Below are 20,018 nucleotides of genomic sequence, written 5' to 3'. Positions count from 1 at the left end.
ATTGATAATAATAATTATTTTTTTATATTTCTTTAAGTTTATTATTATTGATATTGATAAAAAATAAGTAGGAGTAAAAAAGATGAATCTTATTGTGGTTGAATCTCCATCTAAAGCTAAAACAATAGAAAAATATTTAGGTAAAGATTATAAAGTAATATCGACAAAAGGTCATATAAAGGATCTTCCTAAGTGGCCAATTGCTGTTGATATTGAAAATGGATTTGAGGCTAAATTTGTTATAAAAAAAGATAGAAAAAAAGAGATTGAAGCATTAAAAGAACTTTCAAAAAAAGCGGAAAATATACTAATTGCTTCGGATAATGATAGGGAAGGGGAAGCAATTGCTGCACATGTAAAAGAAATTATAGAAGAAGAAGTAAAAAATGCAAATATAAAGAGAGTAGTTTTTAATGAAATTACTAAAAAAGCAATTTTAGATTCATTAAAAAATCCTAGGGATGTTGATCAAAATAAAGTATCCTCACAAAAAGCTCGTAGAGTTTTAGATAGACTTGTTGGGTATAAAGTATCTCCAATTCTTATCAAAAAAGCTGGTGGAGATCTTTCAGCAGGACGAGTTCAAACTGTTGCTTTAAGAATGATTGTTGAAAGAGAAAAAGAACGAGAAAAATTTATTCCAGAAAAGTATTACAAATTAATAGGATCTTTTTTAATAAAAAAAGATTTAAATGGTTCAAATGAAATTGATAGAAAAAAAATAGATAAAAAATATATAGAAAAGAATAAAGATCTATTTTTGATTGCAACAGCAATAAATTATAATGGTAAAAAAATAGATTCAAAAGATTTTGAAATTTTTCAAACATTGGAACAATTATGTAAAAGGTATCTTAAAGGTGAACTATTAGAGATAAAATCAAGAAAGTCAGAAATTAAAAATAAACCCCCATATATTACTGCTACATTGCAACAGGAAGCATTTTCTTTATTAAATTTTCCAGTAAAGAAAACAATGTTGGTAGCTCAAACTTTATATGAGGGGGTTGAAATTGGCTCAACAAGAATGGGGCTTATTACATATATGAGAACTGATTCAACAAGAGTTTCCCAAACTGCTAAAGATGAAGTTAAGGAGTTCATAATTAAAAATTATGGTGAAAATAATTATTTTTACAATGAAAAGTTGTTTTCAATATCAGATGAATTGTCGCAAGATGCTCATGAAGCTATAAGACCTACAGATGTAAGTTTAACACCTGAGAAAATTAAAGAATATTTAAATGAAGATCAATTTAAACTTTATTCAATAATATGGGAAAGATTTGTCTCCAGTTTTATGAAACCTGTGAAAATAGAAGTTTTAGATATTTCTATCAACTATGAAGGAATAATATTTAAGACAACTAAGAGGAGAGTTGTGGAAAAAGGATATCTCGAAGTTTATAAAAAATTAAAATTACCAATATCTTTTGAAGAGTTTCCAGATATTAAAAAAGGAGAATTGTTCCCCCTATATTTTTATGAGTTAGAAAAAAACTTTACTGAACCTCCAGCAAGATATGATGAAGGAACTCTTATAAAGAAGTTAAAGGAGAGTGGTATAGGTAGACCTTCTACTTATGCTACAATTGTTTCTACCTTAAAAGAGAGAAATTATGTAGTTGTAGAAAATAAAAAACTTGTACCGACTAAAATAGGTAAAATTGTTTGTGATCTATTAGTAGAAAATTTCCCAGAACATTTTAAATATGATTTTACTAGAGAAATGGAAGAGGAGTTAGATAAAATTGAAAATGGAAATTCGAATTATTTAAAAGTTTTAAAAGGTTTTTGGAATGGTTTTGAGCCATATTTGCAAAAGTTTTTAAAAATTGAGTCTGTAAAAGATAAAATTAAAGAGGAAACTTCCATAAAATGTGAACTTTGTGGAGGAAAGATGATTAAAAAATTTAGTAAATATGGTGAGTTTGTTGGTTGCGAAAATTATCCTAAGTGTAAAAATATAAAGAATTATACTTTTGGAGTATGCCCTCAATGCGGAACTGGCTTAATTATTAAAAGAGTGTCAAAAAATAAGAAGAAATATTTTGCGGGTTGTTCAAATTTTCCAAATTGCAACTGGGTTGGTTTTAGTAAAAAATTATCTTATTTAAAATGCGATAAATGTGGTGAATTAATAGTTAATATAAATGGTGAAATATTTAAGTGTGTAAATAAAGATTGTGGAAAAGAATTTAGTAAAGATGATTTGAAAAAACTTAAAATTTAATTTATAATACGAGAAATGAAAAAAAGAGATGAAAAAATTGCAGATAAATATGTAACAGATTTTGAAAATTTTTTGGTATCTATAAAATTGTTTTCTGAAAATACTAGAAATGCTTATATTCAAGATATAAAAGATTTAAAAGAGTATTTAAGAGAAAATTTTAAGATAAGTCTTTTAGAAGTAGAGAGCTATCATCTTGAAAACTATATTCAAGAGTTAAGATTAAAAAATTTTAAACCATCTTCTATTAATAGAAAAATTTCTTCTATAAAAAGATTCTATAATTTTATTTATAAAAAAAACTTGGTAAATAAAGATCCATCTTACATATTAAAAACTTTAAAAAAGGGTAAAAAACTTCCATCATTTTTTACTGATAATGAAATTTTCGAATTTTTGAATTATTTGAAAAATGAGTATGAAAAAAGTAATGATATTTTTGATTTAAGAGATTATTTAATTTTTGAATTATTAGTTGGCTCTGGTTTGAGAGTTTCTGAACTTATAAATTTATCTTTCTCAAGTATAAGTACCATTGGCAAAGTTATAAGAGTTTATGGTAAAGGCGGTAAATTTAGAATTGTTCCAATTTCAGAAACATTTCTTAAATATTTTTTGATATATAAGAAGGAGCTGTTAATTTTATTAGAATCGAAAAAAAATAAATATATTGATTGTAAAAAAGATATTAATAATAAGAAAATTTTTAATAAAGGTAACCTTAATAAAGATTATTCAAATGATATTAACAAGAATGACTTTATATTTTTAAATAAAAAATTAAGAAAAATGACAAGGGGGGGTGTATTTTTTATAATAAAAAAAAGATTTTTGTCATGGGGTAAAAATAATAGCAATATATTTCCACATAAGTTAAGACATACTTTTGCTACTTTACTTTTACAGAATGGAGCAGACATAAGATTTATTCAAAAATTACTTGGGCATTCTTCTTTAGCATCAACAGAAGTATATACACATCTTGATATAGAAAGAAAAAAAAGAATTTATAAAGAATTTCATCCACATGGATAAAATATTTTTTAAATTTTCTTAAAAAATATATAATTATTAAATTAATTATTGACTTTAATAATTATTTTCTTTATTTTTTTTACAGAGAAATATACCTTTAAATGATAGATAGGAGATATTAATGTTTAAAATTGAAGGGACTACTATATTGTGTGTAAAAAGAGATAATAAAGTCTGTATGGCTGGAGATGGGCAAGTTACTTTGCAAAATGCTATCTTAAAAAATAATGCAAGAAAAATTAGAAAAATATATAATGATAGAGTTCTTGTAGGTTTTGCTGGTGCTGTTGCTGATGCTTTTGCACTTCTTGAAAGGTTTGAAGAAAAGTTAAACAAATTTAATGGGGATTTAAAAAGAAGTGGATATGAACTAGCAAAGGATTGGAGAACTGATAGAATATTAAGAAGACTTGAAGCTATGATGATAGCAGCAGATAAAAATGATATTATATTATTATCTGGTACTGGAGAAGTTATATTGCCTGATATTCCGGTAATTGCTATTGGTTCAGGAGGATTTTTTGCATATTCTGCTGCAAAAGCACTTTATGAAAATACAAATCTGGAACCAAGAGAGATTTGTGAAAAATCTATGAAAATAGCTTCTGAAATATGTATATATACAAATAGTAATTTTAACTATGAGGAACTGAAATAATTTATCAATTAAAAATAAAATATTTAAGAGGTAAAAATGGATAAGGTCATAGATTTAGAAAAAGCTACACCCAAAGATATAGTTAAACATCTTGATAAATATATTATAGGACAAGAAAAAGCAAAAAAAGCTATAGCAATTGCTTTAAGAAATAGAATAAGAAGAAAACTTATAAAAGAAGATATAAGAAATGAAATATTGCCAAAAAATATTATAATGATAGGTCCAACAGGAGTAGGTAAGACTGAAATTGCAAGAAGAATCTCTCAACTTTCAGGGGCTCCTTTTATTAAAGTAGAAGCTACAAAATACACAGAGATAGGCTATGTTGGAAGAAATGTTGAAGGAATTATTAAGGACCTCCTTAATATAGCCATAAATATGGTTAAAAAAGAGATGATTAAAAATGTAGAAAGACAAGTTAAAGAAAAAGTTGATGATATTATTATTAAAAAACTTATTCCAATCTCTTCTGAATTAAATTCATCAGGTAAAATAGAGATAGTTGATACAGATTTTTCAAATTCTATAGATAAAATATCTAAACTTTATTATGATGGTAAATTTGATGATAAAACAATAACAATTGAGGTTATTGAACAACAATCAATAGGTGATCTATTTAATGTACCTGGTATGGAAGATATGGGTGTTGCTATTGGCGGAATATTCCCAGGCCTTCCTCCTAAAAAGAAATCTAGAAGAGTAACAGTAAAAGAAGCCAAAAAAATACTTTATGATCAGGAAGTGGAAAAATTTATTGATTTTGATAAAGTTGTTGATATTGCTAAGGATAGAGTAGAAAATTTAGGAATTGTTTTTATTGATGAGATTGATAAAATTATAGGTAAAAGAGATACTCATGGACCTGATGTTTCAAGAGAAGGTGTGCAAAGAGATTTACTCCCAATAGTTGAAGGAACTACTGTTAATACAAGGTATGGTATAATAAGGACAGATCATATACTTTTTATAGCAGCTGGTGCTTTCTCTTTTTCTAAACCTTCCGATCTTATTCCTGAATTGCAAGGAAGATTTCCTATCAGAGTTGAACTTTCATCATTAACAAATGCAGATTTTAAAAGGATATTGACTGAACCTGAGAATGCTTTAATTAAACAATATGAAGCTTTATTAGCAACAGAAGGGGTTAAACTTAGTTTTACAGAGGATTCTTTAGATGAAATTTCAAAAATAGCTTATGAAATAAATCAAAAAACTGATAATATTGGTGCAAGAAGATTACATACAGTTTTAGAGTATTTGCTTGAAGATATATCATTTGAAGCTCAAGAACTTAGTGGACAAGAGATAAAAATAGATAGAGAATTTGTAAGAAAAAAACTTGCTGGAATTATACAAGATAACGATATTATGAAATATATATTATAAAACTTAGAGTATAAGTATAATATAACATTTTGCTAAAAATATTACTAGTTTTATAAAATGTTATTGTTTTTTAAAAGAAATTATTTATAATTATTTTTAAAATTAAATTAAGATAAAAGGGTATACATATAAAAAAAAAGAGATTCTTAATTATTTATCATTTAATTTTTATTTTTATTTTTTTGCTAAATATAAAAATAGAATCAAATAATCAAGATAAAAAAAGAATAAATTCATTTTATAATAAAGATTATATAGAAGTTTACATTGATATAAATTATCCTCCTTATATTTTTGTTGATGAAGATGGAGTTCTTACAGGATTTCTTGTTGATTTATGGAAGTTATGGGAAAAAGAAAATAATATTAAAGTTGAAATAAAAGCTTTTAATTGGGATGAAGCATTAACAAGATTTAAAAATGGAGAAGGTGATGTTATTGATACTATTTTTTTTAATCCCGAAAGAGCAAAATGGTTAACATATAGCAATCCTTATGAAAAAATAGAAGTTCCTATATATTATCATAAATCTATAACAGGAATAAATAGCATAAAAGCACTTAGAGGATTTTCAATTGCTGTTAAAGCTGGCGATAATGTTATAAATTTTCTTAAAAATAATGGAATAAAAGATTTACATTATTATTCAAGTTATGAAGATATTATAAAAGAAGCAAAGTTTGGAAATGTAAAAATATTCTCAATAGATGGTCCTCCTGCTGTTTACTACCTTATAAAATATAACATTTATCAAGATTTTAAGTTAGGACCTATTCTTTATACAGGTCAATTTCATAGAGCAGTTAGAAAAGGGAATGAACAATTATTAAATTTAATTGAAGATGGATTTAAAAATATTGATAAAAACAAAATAACTGAGCTTAGAAAAAAATGGTTTGGCGTACAACTATTAAGTTTTAATTACATTAGAATAATTTTTTTTGTTTTAATAGGTTTTTTAATTGTATTTTTAATCTTATTACTTACAAGCTTAATTTTGAAAAAAGAGGTGGATTCCAGGACAAAGAATTTAAGAGATACTCTTAGAGAACTTGAAAATGAGAAAGAAAAATTAAAGTTATTATTAAATTCTATCCCTGAAATTTTTATTATTTTTAATAAAAATTTAGATATTGAATATATTCATATTCCAGAGATATATAAAAATATTAAGAAAACTGATAATTTTAATTATGAAAATTTAATAAAAAGATTGATAGAAGACAAAGACATAAAAGATTCTATAATTTTAATATTTAACTCTAATTATGAAAATATAGAAAAGATAAAAGATATAATTTTTAATAATGAAAAATTTTATTTTTCTGTAAAAGTTTTTCCATTTAAATACCACTTTGAAGAAGAAAGTTATAAAATTTTTGATAATAAAAAAGAATCAATACCTAGTCAAAAATTAAGTATTAAAAAGATGCTGTCAAGTGTAATAGTTTATCTTCAGGATATCACTGATATAAAAAGAATGGAAGAAACTTTAATGAAAGCTCAGAAATTTCAAATGATAGGAAATTTAGCTGGTGGTATAGCACATGATTTTAATAATATTCTTCATGGGATAAGTGGAATAGCCTCTTTAATGAAAATTGATCTTGAAGAGAATGAAAATATAAACAAAAATGATCTTATTGAAAATATTGAAATAATCGAAAAATCTATTTCTAAAGGTTCTGGGATAGTTAATCAAATACTTGAGTTATCAAGGGAAACTAAAAGTAGTGGTGAATTTATAGATTTGAATTCTGTTATAAATAGTTCAATAGCTATTGTAGCTCCTTCTATTGATAAAACTGTAAAGATAAAATTTGAACCTTATTATGATAAAGCTATTGTAAAAGGAGATAAAATAAAATTAGAACAAGTTTTTATAAATCTAATATTAAATGCAAATGATGCTATGACAGTGATGAGGAAAGATGATAAAATTGGAGGAAATATTTTTATAAAAGTTGAAAAGGTAAAAAGAAATAACTTAGAAAACTTTTTAATTAGTATTAAAGATGAGGGTGTGGGTATACCTGAAGAATACAAGGATAAAATATTTGATCCTTTTTTTACAACAAAAACTGATGGCAAAGGAACAGGCCTGGGGCTTTCTATAGTTTATAAAATAATAAGTTCTCATAATGGTTACATAGATTTTTATTCAAATGAAGGATTTGGGACAACATTCTATATTTATATACCTATTTATAAAGGTGATTTTATTTTTAGTGATGAGTTAATTGATGAAAAGAAGCTTGTGAAAGGTAGTGGTACTATTCTTGTAGTAGATGATGATGAAACAGTTTTGCAAGCTACTGAAAAGATGCTTGAAAAATGTGGTTATGATGTTATTATATCAAAAAATGGTAATGATGGTTATAGAGCTTTTATTGAAAATGAAAATAATCTTTCTCTTGCAATAATTGATTTTATTATGCCAGGTTTGTCTGGGAGTGAGCTTCTTAGGAAGATTAAAGATAAAAACCCTGATTTTAAGATTATTTTTGCAACAGGATATCTTGAAGATGAAAAATTATCTGAAATCAAAGATATAAAGTTTAAGTTTAAAGATGTTATTTTCATTAATAAACCATTTGATTTTATAGAATTATCTGAAACTATTCAAGAATTACTCCAAAAATAATAATTTAAATCTAAATAAAAATAAAATTAAATTAAAAATAACTTTAAGTAAAATAATTTAATATTAAATAAAATGAAAATATTAAAAAATAAAGTTAATATTCAAATAAGAATATAAAAAATAATTTAATAAAAATAATGTGATATTATATAACAAAGTTTTTTATGAATTTTAATAATATGTTAAAAAAAGAAAATAAAAATTTAATTAGGAAAAGTTATAAAAAGATATATCCCCTAGTTTACGCTAAAAGAGGAGAATTAAAAGAGAAAGTTTTTCATGGTGTTTATGTTATTATTAATGAAAAAGGTGATATAGTTTATTCTTATGGAGATCACAATTATATTACTTTTTCAAGATCAACAGCAAAACCTTTTCAAGTTTTACCATTGATAGTTAGTGGAGCATATGAAAAATTTAATTTTAATAAAAAAGAGCTTTCTTTAATGTGTTCGTCACATTTTGGTGAGAATTTCCATGTTGAAACTTTGTATAATATTATGAAAAAAGCATCAATAAGTGAAGATGAACTTTTATGTCCTATAACATATTCAAGAAATAAAAAAATAAGAGAAGCTCAAAAAAAAGAAGGAATTTCCCCTTCTAAATTTTATTCAGATTGCAGTGCTAAACATTTACAGATGATAGCTTATTCTAAATATATGTATGAAAAAACAAAAAATAAAGATTATTTATCTTTTGATAAAAATAGAGTTATTTATGATAAACTTAGAAATTCTGAACAAATTTATAATTATAAAGTATTTGATCATCCAGTTCAACAAGATATTAGAAAAATTTTAAGTATAATTTATGATACAGATGAAGCAAACTTTATAGCAGGTATAGATGGATGTGGTGTTCCGGTTTATTCTTCATCTGTTATTAATATGGCAAAAGCGTATCTTAAACTTATAACTTCAAATATTTTTGCAACTGAGAATAACAAAGAAATAATTATAAAAAAATTAAAATCATTATTATTTGAAGAAAATATTAATGAGGCATTGAATTTGATAAAAGATGCAATGATATCTTTTCCAGAGATGATAGCAGGAACAGATGGGCTTTGCTCTTTACTTACAAAAATATTTAATGGCAATGGAATTGCAAAAGTTGGTGCTGATGGGGTATATTGTGTTGGAATAAAAAAGGATAATAAATATTATGGAATTGCTTTAAAAATTATTGATGGTGATTATGAAATTTCAGAATTTGCAATTGTAAATATTTTAAAAAAACATGGTTTTTTAGATAGTTGTGATATTTCTTTAATAGAAAAGTATATAAATAGAATAAACTTAAATGAACATGGTGAACCTGTTGGTGAGTATGGGTTATGTATATAGCTTTTTATTTGTGTGCTTCATATGAAGAACTGTTTTTAGAATATTTGAAATATAGATTTGGACAAAATTTATATAAAAAGGTTCTCTATTCTAGAAGTGGATTAATTCTTTTAGAATTAGAAAAAGATTCAAAGATAATTGACATAATTAAATCAAAAGAATATGATGGTTTTATTTTCCCGTATATGACTTTTATAGATTTAAAAGTTTTAAGTATTCCTAAAAACAAAAATTTTGATTATGATCCTTACTATAAATTTGAAAAAAGTACCCTACTTTGTGATTTATGCAATGAGTTTCTTTTATTTATAAAAGGTAAAAAATTAGATGAAAATATATTTTTTTTATTTTTAAAAATTAATAATTTAGAGATTAATAATTTAAATAATAATAAAAATAAAAAAGTTTCTCTTAGGTTAAAAAAGTTTGAAATTTTGATAAAAGAGTTTCTTAAAAAGAAAATATCGAGGGTTGTAAAAAAGTTTGTCTCTGATTTTAATCAACTTGAATATAATGATTTTTATGATTTTAGAAGAGAAAGAGTTTGTTTTTTATCTATTTTATCAGAAGACAGATGTTTTTATTCTTTTTATTGTTTCTACAATGGTCAAAAAAGAATGATTTTTGATAATAAATCTCCATCAAGGTCATATTTAAAGTTAGAAGAAGCCTTTAAAATATTTTGTAAAAAACCTGGAACATATAATATAGTTTTTGATCTTGGAGCAAGTCCAGGTGGATGGACATATTCCTGTTTTAAGAAAGGAGCTATAGTTTATTCTATAGATAATGGAGAATTAAGAAGTAATATTCTTAGGGATGAAATAAAAAAAGGCAATATTTTTCATATTAAAAATGATGCTTTTAAATTTGTTCCAGATAGTAAAGACTACAATTATAAATTATCATGGTTTTTATGCGATATTATTGAAAAACCTGAAAAAATTGCTAAATTAGCTATGAAATGGATTACCAATAGATGGGCTTATTTTTATATTATTAATTTCAAAATTGGTTTTTCAAATTTTGAAAATTTATTTTTAGAACTTAAAAAATTGGAATTTGAGAAAAATTTTAGTGAGTATAGATTTATACATCTTTTTTCAGATAGAGAAGAGATTACTTTTTTAGGAATATTGAAATAAATAAAAAAATAAAAATTAAAATTAATGTAAGATATATGTTAATGCTTATAAGTTTTGAATTATTAATAAAGATTAATTTAAAATAAAAAGCATAATGCAGAAAAAATTAAATAAAAAATAATTAAAAAAATTTGTTTAAAATATTAAACTTAAGTAATTTAATTAATTTAATTTAGTTAAGTTTAATTTAATTTTTTTTATTTTATTAAGAATATATTTAAATAAATATATTATTAAAATGGAGTGCATTTGAATTCTGAAAAGCAATTTAAGTTATTTGTTATAAGACATGGAGAAACTTTATGGAATAAAGAGTTAAGAATTCAAGGTTTTAGAGATTCTCCTTTAACTTATAATGGAATAAAACAAACAGAATATCTTGGAAAATATTTGAAAAACAAATATTTTTTTGTTCCAAATTTCTTACAAAAATATTTTAATAATAGATATATAGATAATTTTTTAAGTAATTTTAATTTAATTTCTTATAGAAATAGTAAAGAAAACTTAAATAAAAAATTTTATATTGATTATGCTTTTTCTTCAGACTTAGGTAGAGCTATTCAAACTGCTGAAATTTTAAAAAAATATTTAAAATTTCAATATGAAAAGAAAGCTGAGCTAAGAGAAAAAAATTTTGGTATTTTTGAAGGGTTGACTCTAAATGAAATAATTGAAAAATATCCTGAATATAAAAATAATTTTTTTGAAAAAGTTCATTCTTATTCTTTTAAAATTCCAGCAGGTGAAAGTAATGAAGATCTTATGAATAGGGTTATAAATTTTACTTTTTCTCTTCTTAATGTTGTAGAAAATGATTCTAATGTTCTCTTTATAACTCATGGGGGAGTTGTTGAATCTATTTTCAAGTTCTGTTTTGATCTAAAAGATATAAATATTAGAAAGTATTCATTAAATAATTGTAGTATCAATATTTTTGAGGTAAAAAAAAATTTTATTAAACTTTTAGTTTGGGGTGAAATTCCATATAGTATAGAAAATGATGTAAAATTAAAATAAAAATTAAATAGATAAAATAAAATATTTGAATAATAAAATAAAAATTATGTAAAATTTAAGGATTTTTGAAAAAGTCGATTATCAAAAAAAGATTTAAAAGGAAAATATATTTATGAATGGAACTATTAAAGTTATAGGGGGAAGAAAACTTGTTGGCGAGGTTACTCCAATAATCAATAAAAACTCTTTAATGGGTGCACTGCCGATAGCTATGCTTAATTGTGGGGGAATAAGATTTAAAGATCTACCTTCAACTTCAGATGTAGAAAATTTTTTAAGAATATATGAAACTTTGGGAGCTGAAATCGTTAAAACTGATGACAATTTTACATTAATTGATTCAAAAAATATTAAAAGTAGTGATATAGATGAGATATTAGGTAAAAAATTTAGAGGGGCTTTTACTTTTGCAGGTCCTTTACTTGCAAGATTTGGACATGCAAAGTTACCAGTACCTGGTGGATGTAAACTTGGCATGAGATCTATTGCAACACATGTTAATGGTTTTTCAGATTTAGGTGTAACATATAATTATGAAAATGGATCAATATTTTTGATTTATAAAAATAAAGGGATATTAAGAAAAAGCATATGGTTAATGGAGGCTTCAGTTACAGCAACTATTAATATAGCTATATTTGCCTCAGCTATTGATTCTGAAGTTGAAATAATAGATGCTGCTTGTGAGCCTCATGTTGTAGATGTATTAAAAACACTTGTTAAAATGGGAGCTAAAATAGAAGGGATAGGCACAAATAAGCTTTTTATAAAAGGGACACAAAGTTTAAAATCAACCGATTTTGAAGCTTCTCCTGATTTTGTTGATATTGGAGGATATATTGTAGCTGCTGCTATTACAGGGGGTAAAATAAGGATAAAAGGAGCCAACATTCCATATATAGTTGATGGTATAATAAAATGGATGGAACTTTTTGGTGTTGATATAAAAAGAGAAGATAAAGATCTAGTTGTAAAAGGAGATAAGAAGCTTGTTATTCAAAAAGATAAATTTCCCCAAGCAGGTAGGGATCTCCCAAAATTTACTGTAAGACCATGGCCAGGATTTCCAGTTGATCTTTTACCAGTTATGGTAACTTTAGCTACAAAAGCTCAAGGATCTATGTTATTTCAAAATTGGATGTATGAATCTGGTTTTGATTTTGTTAGAGAACTTAACTATATGGGAGCCGAAATATTTATGTCAGATCCTCAAAAGATTATTGTTATGGAACCAATTGTTGAATATATTGGAGGAGAAGTTGCAGCACCAGGTATAATTCAAGGCACAAAAGCTATATTTTTAGCTGCGTTAGCAGATCCCGTTCAAACTATTATACATGGAACAGATATTTTAAGAAGAAGATATCCATCAATAGTTGAAATATACAGAAGTCTTGGAGCTATTATAGAAAAGTTATCTTAAATCTATTTTAATCAATGTTTTATAAAAGCTATTATTTATTTATATCTCATAAAAATATATTTTTTTATATTATTAATATTTTAGGTTGTTTTTTTTTATATTTTGAATTATTATTAATAGCAAGAACTATTAAGTAATTTTTAATATGATAGAATTTAATATTATAATATAAAGATTATTTATTGAATTATTATTAGGATATTTGTTAAAAATTAATTTAATTTTATATTTTTAAATTATAAAGGAGAAAAAAATGAAGAATTTTTTAAAAAATTCATTTATTTTACTTATTTTATTTTCTTTAGCTATTATATCATCTTCATGTAGTCTATTTTATCCTTATATAGGAATATGGGAAAATTCAGGTTCATCACTTGGGAATAATTATACAGTAACTGTTACTTATGGTATGAAATCATACACATTAGAAGTTAAAAAAAATAATGTTTTAAATTCTGGAAGTAAAGGTACTATTGATTTAAAAGGGTCTGGATCTACATTTGAAGGGCCCCAGTATCAAGAAAAGTCATACGAAAATGGTCAATGGATTACAAAATATCAAACAGATGAGATAAAAATAGTAATTGAAAATAGGAATAAAATGTATATTTATTATAAATATAATAATGATTGGGTTAACTGGTTTCAATTATTTGGCATTGAATATTTAATTAAGAAATAATTTTTAATATATATTAATCATAAAAATTATATAAAAAAGTTAGATTTATAGATAGAAAAAAATAAAAATAAAATTAAAGGGCTGCTCATACTGATGGGCAGCCTTTTTTATAAAAATTCTAATAAAAAAATAATTAAATAAAAAATTTGATTAAATTTAATAATAGTATAAATCTTATTAAGATAAGCTATTTAAAATCAAGACAGCTAAAAAATTTATATTTAATTAATTGATTAAAAATTATAAATAAATAAATTAAATATAATTTGTAAATAGTTTAAATATAAATTAGATTTAAAAAATAATTATAAAAGCTAAGGATAAAATTTTGAGTATTAATGTTTATTTAATTAATCCTCCTTTTATGCAGATAAATTCCCCTTATCCATCATGCTTATATTTAAAAAATTTTATAAAATCTGAATTTTCTATAAATGGCAAAATTCCATTTGAACTTAGTTTTATTGATTTAAACATTAAGCTTATAAATCGAATATTTGCAAAAGAAGGTTTAAAGTTAATATTTGAAAGAGCATATGAAAAATATAAAGTAAAAGAGCATATTTTAGAAGAAGAAAAAAGGGATTATTTTTTATTTTATTACTTAAATAGAGAGTTTTATATAAATAATATTGATAAAATAGTTGATTTTTTAAAAGGGAAAGGAGATAAAAATAATTTATCATTTTATTATAATCTACTAAAGGATATTCCAATAGGGTATAGAATAAAAAATTACCTTGATTTTAATAGTTTAAATTATAGTTATGAAGCTATTTTTGAAATTTTTTCACTGGTAATTGATGAACTTGTTGATTTTATAAATTTATTTTTTGATAAAAATTTTAAACTTTCTTATTATGCATATTCTGTTCAAACTGAATTTAATTTTTTTTCTAAATTAAAGGAAAAAATTTTAGAAGCAGAAATATTAAATCTATTATTTTATCCTCTTTTAAGTGATATATTTGAATTTGATAAGATTTCTAAAAATAGACAAAACATTTTTTTAATTACATGTCCATTTCCATCATGCATTGTTCCTTCAATATATTTAGGAGAAATTATAAAAAATAAGATAGGAGAAAATTCTACTATTGTACTTGGTGGGGGATATGTTTCATCTGAGTTAAGAAATGTTAAAAATCCAGAATTATTTAACTATGTTGATTTTCTTGTTTTGGATAAAGGATATGCTTCTATAAAAGAGATTATCTTTAGTTTTTTAAGAAGAGGTTCAAATGAATATGAACTTGAATATGAAAATTTATATAAAACTATTTTTTTTGATAAAAAAAATATTAATTTTATTAATTTCCCCAATAAAGATAAAGAGTATTTTTACTTTTTAAAAAATAAAAATGTCATTGAAAATTACGATGAAGAATCCAAAAAATATATAAACAATAATAATATTGTTTTCTTAAACTTTAATAATGAGAATGAACTTGATAATTTAGAAAAAAATTTTGTTTATAAATCATATCCTGATTATTCTGATATAGATTTTGGGGAATATATAAGATTAAAAGAGTTAAGCAATCCAATGTATTCTCTTTGGTCTTCAGAAAAGTGGATAAAAGCTTTTCTTGCTTGGGGATGTTGGTGGAGAAAGTGTAGATTTTGTGATGTTAATCTTGATTATATAAATGATTTTATTGAAGTTGATGAGGAGAACCTTTTAAATAACTTCCTTTTACAAAATAAACATATTTTAGAAAAGGAAGGCATATCAGGTATACACTTCGTTGATGAAGCTATGCCTATTGATAAACTTATTAATTTTAGTTTGCTAAATATTAAGAGAGGAAAACCTTTTTCATTTTGGGGAAATCTGAGATTGGATAAAAGAATAAGTTATGATATAGTAAAACTTCTTTCAAAATCTGGCTTAATCGCAATAACAGTTGGAGCAGAAACAGTTTTGCAGGAGGAATTAAATAAAATAAGAAAAGGGATTAATCTTGAAGATTTAATAAGAATTTTATATTTCTTTAAATCAGAAGGTGTTTATGTACATCTTTATCTTATTTATGGTGCTTTTGAACAAACTGAATCTGATATAGTTAATATGATAGAGATTGTTAGACAAATGTTTGTTGAAGGTATAGTAGATTCTATATTTTTTCATAGATTTGTTTTAACTTATTATTCAGATTATATAAATGAACTTATAAATAAAGGATTTATAACTATTAAAAATAAATTTATAGAAAAAAAAGAAAATAGATTAGAAAATAAAATTAAAGTAGAAGATAAAAATACTGAATTTGATAAAAATATAAAAATTATAGAATCAAATAAAATTTTATTTCCAGAATATGATTTTGCTTTTAACGATCTTTCATTTTGGAATAGTTCATTTTATGATAGGTTTGATGAGGGGCTTAATAAAGTAGCATATAACTATAATAATTTTATTGGACTTGATGAACCTATATCATCTTTTTTTGATTTTGATATTGTTTCACCTGATATAGAGGAAAATTTTGTAAAAAAAATTATAGAAAATATAAATTATGAAATTATTATAGATAAAAATCTTTATGATAAAATTGTTTTATTTATAGGAAGTAAAATTTATGTGAATAAAATTGATGATTATAATGGAGAGCTTATTTGGTTTTATGAAGGAGAGAAAAAAAGGCTCAAACTTTCTTTGCAATTCTGTCTTTTTTTTCAAGAGATTCTTAATAAAATATCAATGAATGATGAATGGGGAAATAATTATGATGAAGGGATACTAAAAGAAAAGTCTATTAATATTGAAAAAAATAGTTATAAATGTATGAAATTATCTGAATTTGCAGCCCTTTTTGAGGAAAGATTAAAAATCCCATTTTTATCGTTTGTTACCTCTAAAAACTTTGCAAAAATAAAGAAAAATGGTTTATTAATAATATAACTATATTAAACTGGAAATATATTAGTTGACAAAATTTAATAAAGAATTAATAATATGAAATAAAAAAATTAAAATATTTTTAGAGAATACAAAAAATGAAAAAAGTTAGATTAAAAATTTTTTATTTATTTATCTTAATTTTATTTTTATCTATTTTATCATTAAATTTATATAGCGCAGAAGAGGATTATTTTATTTTATTTGACTCCCCTTTTCAGATAAGGGGCGGATATTTTTATTCTTTTACCACATTTGATATAAAAAATAGTCTTCCAAATAAAATTTATGAAAATATTTATTATTCTTACTATCTTTCTTTTACTTTTAATTTAAATTACTTATTAAATTTTATTAGTAAAACTTTAAATAAAGGAGAATTTAATACTGATAGTGGTACTATTTATGCTGGAATAAATCTATTTTATGATAATTTTAATCTTGATCCATATGGAGCAACTATTAGATTGATCTATTTAAACAAGATTATTTTTTTATCATTTAATATTGATTTTTTAACAAGAAATTTTAATAATTATTTTAATGGGTTGAATATAAATTTAAAACTGGATCTTTATCCATATTTTTTTATTGGAACTAATTTTTATTCATCATTTTATCCAATCAAGCTTATGAATTTTTATGAAGAAAACTTAAACCTTGAAATATTTGAAAGAACAAATTCTAAATTTGAAGTAGGAATATATATTTATCAAAATGAGCTTTCTTTTATATACAGTAATTTTTCATCAGCTTTTTATCAAGATAATTTGACCTACTATAAAATTGGTATTAAAAAATTTATTTTATCCCTTAGAATGATCCCTACTTACTCATTTTTAGGATATAAAATAAGTGCTGGAGTTATAGTAAATAGTTTAAACCAATATTTAAATGGATCACCTACATCAATAGATAACCTTTATTATTACAACTTTTACTTTAATGGCGGAATAATATACAAACCTATTAAAAACATCTACATTATTGTAGTTGGAGGTTATAAACCTTATTATTTCCCTAAGCCTGGCGTTTTATTTGATACAAATCTTAAACAAATAATTTTTGAGTGTGAAATATTAATTAATTTTTAATTAAATCAATTTAATTCTATTTAATTATATGGTATTTTTTCATTTTATTTTTTCTTTTTAAATTTATTTTTTTAATTATTAGTTTGTTTTATTAAGTTTTAAACTTTTTAACCTGTTCTTCGACATTAAAAATATTATTTCTATTATCTTCAGAAACTTTTTCAATATGTGCAACTGCTTTATTTATTTCAGAAAAGCCAATATTCATTTCAGAAATAGAGTGATTAACCTCGTAAGTCATTTTATTTAATTTATCTATATCTTCTTTTATAGAATTATTTAAATCTGTCATAGAAGTTGAAAATGTTTTAATTTGAGCAGTTATTCCACTTATCTGTTTTATAGCTTCAAGAATCTGAACAGAACCAGTGTTTTGTTCTTTCATTGCGTTTTTGATTATATCTTCCTGTTGAGCAACAGTTTTAGATAGAGCAAAAACTTTGTCAAAAAGTTTAACGGTCTCCTTAGTTGTTAAAGAAACTTTATCTATAGATTTCTTTATATTTGAAAGTTTGTAAGATATATCTTTCCCTTGAACCATAGAACTTTCAGCTAACTTTCTAACTTCATCAGCAACAACTGCAAAACCTCTTCCTGTATCACCAGCATGAGCTGCCTCAATGGCAGCATTCATTGCAAGTAAGTTTATCTGATCAGCTATTTTTTGAATAGATTCAGATGCTTCAAATAAACCTTCTGAACTTTTTAATATTTCTTCAACAACATTATTAAGAGCATCCATACTTTTTTTCCCATCTTCAGAAGCTTTAAGAAGATCAGAAACTGAAATAGAGTTTTGTTCTAAAATTGAAGTTGTTGATTGAATATTTCTAACCATTTCTTCTATTGAAGAAGATGATTCTATTAAAGCAGCAGATTGGCTTTCTATTAAGTTATTTAATTGTTCAATATTTTTAACCATATCTAAAATAGATTGAGAAGATTTTTTAAAAAACTCTATTTGATTATCAGCTAGACCATTTATACTATTTGCATTCGAAGTAAGTTCATTTATAGCAGTTGCAGTTTCTGTCATATTAGAAGAAAGGGTGTTCCCTATATTTTTTAAATTCTCAATAGCTTCTTTGATGGATGAGACAATTTTATTAAGTTTTTCTATAAAAAGATTAAAATTATTTGCTAAAATACCAACTTCGTCTTTTGAATTAATTGTTATTCTTTGGGTTAAATCCCCCTCACCTTTTGAAAGTTGAATAAAAAATTTATTAATTTTAGTTATTCCTTTTGAAATATTATTTCCTAATATTGTTGAAATAATGAATGTTAAAATAATAGCAAAAATGATAATAGTTAAGATAATTCTTAAGAGGTTATTAACAGGTTGATTAAGTTCTTTTTCTTCTATGGCAATTCCAACATACCATCCCTTTGTATAAGATACCTTAGAAAAAATAAGCATCTCTTTAACACCATCTTTTCTTGTTATGAGATATATACCATTTTCTTTGTCTTTTATATATTCGAAAAATTTAGTAAATCCTTTGAACCCTTCTTTATCTAAATCAAGAATATTTTTCTTCATAACATATTCTTTATTTGGATGAGCTACTATTAATCCAGTTGAGGATATTGCCCAGCCATATCCTGTTTTCCCCATTTTTATATTATTTACAATTTCACTTAATTTTTCAAGTGTTATAGTTATCCCAATAATTCCTAATAAATTATTATTGGTGTCAACTATTTTATTTGCTACTACTATTATAGGCTTGTTTGTTGCTCTTGATATTATAGGATCACTTATAAAATAGTCTTTGCCTTTAACAATAACTTCCTGAAAATATTCTCTATCTTTTACATTTACTCTAGTTCCTGTTGTAGTATATGTATCTCCTGTCTGAGTCGCATAAAATAACATTTCAAAATTTGGATTTAATTTGCCTTTTAAAAAATCAATCATTTCATCCCATTTTTTTATATCTCCAGATTTAAATTCAGGATTTGTTACTATGGCTTTTCCTTCTGAAATAAATCCTAATAATAATGATTCTATAGAACTTGCTCCTTTTTTTGCAATTTCAATTCCAAGATTATCAATATAAGGAACAATATTACTTTGAACATATGATATAATTAAAAATGAAAGCAATGATAAAATAATAATTGCAAGAAGAGAAAAATTAATAATAATTTTACCTTTAATTGTTTTTATCATTATTATCTCCTTATTAAAAATAATTATTTAAAATGTTAAATTTTTAATAAAATTTAGCTTATATAGCATTTATTAATTTTGGAAAATAAAAATGTATGTTTTTATAATATTTAATAAAAATAAAGTAATTTTTTAAAATTACAAAGATAATAAAATTAATAAAATTAATAAATTTTGATGAAATAATAAATTTTGTAAAAAAAATTATATTTATTTTTAAAAAATTAACATAAAAAAAATAAAATTCAAATTAAATAATTATTT

General features: G+C 23.4%; 13 protein-coding genes. 12 read left to right on the top strand and 1 reads right to left on the bottom strand.

Annotated features, from left to right (window positions below; genetic code table 11):
• The first annotated feature begins 82 nt into the window (after positions 1-82).
• From topA to N3A58_02930, 12 genes are all read left to right on the top strand, one after another.
• The gene (gene topA / locus N3A58_02985) at positions 83-2,233 is read left to right on the top strand and encodes a type I DNA topoisomerase (protein MCX8058364.1); all 2,151 of its coding nucleotides are present in this window, start codon (positions 83-85) and stop codon (positions 2,231-2,233) included.
• Positions 2,234-2,248: 15 nt separating this feature from the next.
• Positions 2,249-3,268 (top strand): tyrosine-type recombinase/integrase, encoded by a 1,020-nt coding sequence (locus N3A58_02980; GenBank protein MCX8058363.1) that lies wholly within the window; start codon positions 2,249-2,251, stop codon positions 3,266-3,268.
• Between the two features lie 121 nt (positions 3,269-3,389).
• Positions 3,390-3,926 carry an ATP-dependent protease subunit HslV gene (gene hslV / locus N3A58_02975; GenBank protein MCX8058362.1) on the top strand — a complete coding sequence of 179 codons (537 nt, stop codon included), beginning with the start codon at positions 3,390-3,392 and terminating at the stop codon, positions 3,924-3,926.
• Between the two features lie 36 nt (positions 3,927-3,962).
• Positions 3,963-5,318 (top strand): ATP-dependent protease ATPase subunit HslU, encoded by a 1,356-nt coding sequence (gene hslU / locus N3A58_02970; GenBank protein ID MCX8058361.1) that lies wholly within the window; start codon positions 3,963-3,965, stop codon positions 5,316-5,318.
• Between the two features lie 182 nt (positions 5,319-5,500).
• Positions 5,501-7,963 carry a transporter substrate-binding domain-containing protein gene (locus N3A58_02965; GenBank protein MCX8058360.1) on the top strand — a complete coding sequence of 821 codons (2,463 nt, stop codon included), beginning with the start codon at positions 5,501-5,503 and terminating at the stop codon, positions 7,961-7,963.
• Between the two features lie 164 nt (positions 7,964-8,127).
• Positions 8,128-9,312 carry an asparaginase gene (locus N3A58_02960; GenBank protein MCX8058359.1) on the top strand — a complete coding sequence of 395 codons (1,185 nt, stop codon included), beginning with the start codon at positions 8,128-8,130 and terminating at the stop codon, positions 9,310-9,312.
• Positions 9,303-10,457: a hypothetical protein gene (locus N3A58_02955; GenBank protein MCX8058358.1), complete on the top strand. Its 1,155-nt coding sequence runs from the start codon at positions 9,303-9,305 to the stop codon at positions 10,455-10,457. The genes N3A58_02960 and N3A58_02955 overlap by 10 nt, the downstream gene beginning before the upstream one ends.
• Before the next feature lie 249 nt (positions 10,458-10,706).
• On the top strand, positions 10,707-11,477 hold the full coding sequence (locus tag N3A58_02950; protein MCX8058357.1) for a histidine phosphatase family protein: 771 nt from the start codon (positions 10,707-10,709) through the stop codon (positions 11,475-11,477).
• 112 nt (positions 11,478-11,589) lie between these two features.
• Positions 11,590-12,900 (top strand): UDP-N-acetylglucosamine 1-carboxyvinyltransferase, encoded by a 1,311-nt coding sequence (locus N3A58_02945; GenBank protein MCX8058356.1) that lies wholly within the window; start codon positions 11,590-11,592, stop codon positions 12,898-12,900.
• Between the two features lie 253 nt (positions 12,901-13,153).
• Entirely contained in the window at positions 13,154-13,582 is a 429-nt protein-coding gene (locus N3A58_02940; protein ID MCX8058355.1) for a hypothetical protein, read from the top strand.
• 364 nt (positions 13,583-13,946) lie between these two features.
• Positions 13,947-16,487 (top strand): hypothetical protein, encoded by a 2,541-nt coding sequence (locus tag N3A58_02935; GenBank protein MCX8058354.1) that lies wholly within the window; start codon positions 13,947-13,949, stop codon positions 16,485-16,487.
• A 95-nt stretch (positions 16,488-16,582) separates the two neighbouring features.
• Complete coding sequence (locus N3A58_02930; protein ID MCX8058353.1) at positions 16,583-17,578, top strand: hypothetical protein; 996 nt, start codon at positions 16,583-16,585, stop codon at positions 17,576-17,578.
• A gap of 91 nt (positions 17,579-17,669) precedes the next feature.
• On the opposite strand, the gene N3A58_02925 is transcribed toward N3A58_02930, so the two are convergent.
• Entirely contained in the window at positions 17,670-19,754 is a 2,085-nt protein-coding gene (locus N3A58_02925; protein ID MCX8058352.1) for a methyl-accepting chemotaxis protein, read from the bottom strand.
• Positions 19,755-20,018 lie beyond the last annotated feature (264 nt).

This window comes from Spirochaetota bacterium (assembly GCA_026415295.1).
Classification (GTDB): Bacteria; Spirochaetota; JAAYUW01; order JAAYUW01; family JAOAHJ01; genus JAOAHJ01.
Note: the sequence above shows the minus strand (reverse complement) of the source record. Positions and strands in the feature narration are given on the sequence as shown.

Bases quoted from the DNA above. Each gene is read 5' to 3' on its own strand.
- N3A58_02925 (MCX8058352.1), bottom strand. From the start codon at position 19,754: ATGATAAAAACAATTAAAGGTAAAATTATTATTAATTTTTCTCTTCTT.
- N3A58_02980 (MCX8058363.1), top strand. From the start codon at position 2,249: ATGAAAAAAAGAGATGAAAAAATTGCAGATAAATATGTAACAGATTTT.
- N3A58_02955 (MCX8058358.1), top strand. From the start codon at position 9,303: ATGTATATAGCTTTTTATTTGTGTGCTTCATATGAAGAACTGTTTTTA.
- N3A58_02935 (MCX8058354.1), top strand. From the start codon at position 13,947: ATGCAGATAAATTCCCCTTATCCATCATGCTTATATTTAAAAAATTTT.
- hslU (MCX8058361.1), top strand. From the start codon at position 3,963: ATGGATAAGGTCATAGATTTAGAAAAAGCTACACCCAAAGATATAGTT.
- topA (MCX8058364.1), top strand. From the start codon at position 83: ATGAATCTTATTGTGGTTGAATCTCCATCTAAAGCTAAAACAATAGAA.
- N3A58_02940 (MCX8058355.1), top strand. From the start codon at position 13,154: ATGAAGAATTTTTTAAAAAATTCATTTATTTTACTTATTTTATTTTCT.
- N3A58_02945 (MCX8058356.1), top strand. From the start codon at position 11,590: ATGAATGGAACTATTAAAGTTATAGGGGGAAGAAAACTTGTTGGCGAG.
- N3A58_02960 (MCX8058359.1), top strand. From the start codon at position 8,128: ATGAATTTTAATAATATGTTAAAAAAAGAAAATAAAAATTTAATTAGG.
- hslV (MCX8058362.1), top strand. From the start codon at position 3,390: ATGTTTAAAATTGAAGGGACTACTATATTGTGTGTAAAAAGAGATAAT.
- N3A58_02930 (MCX8058353.1), top strand. From the start codon at position 16,583: ATGAAAAAAGTTAGATTAAAAATTTTTTATTTATTTATCTTAATTTTA.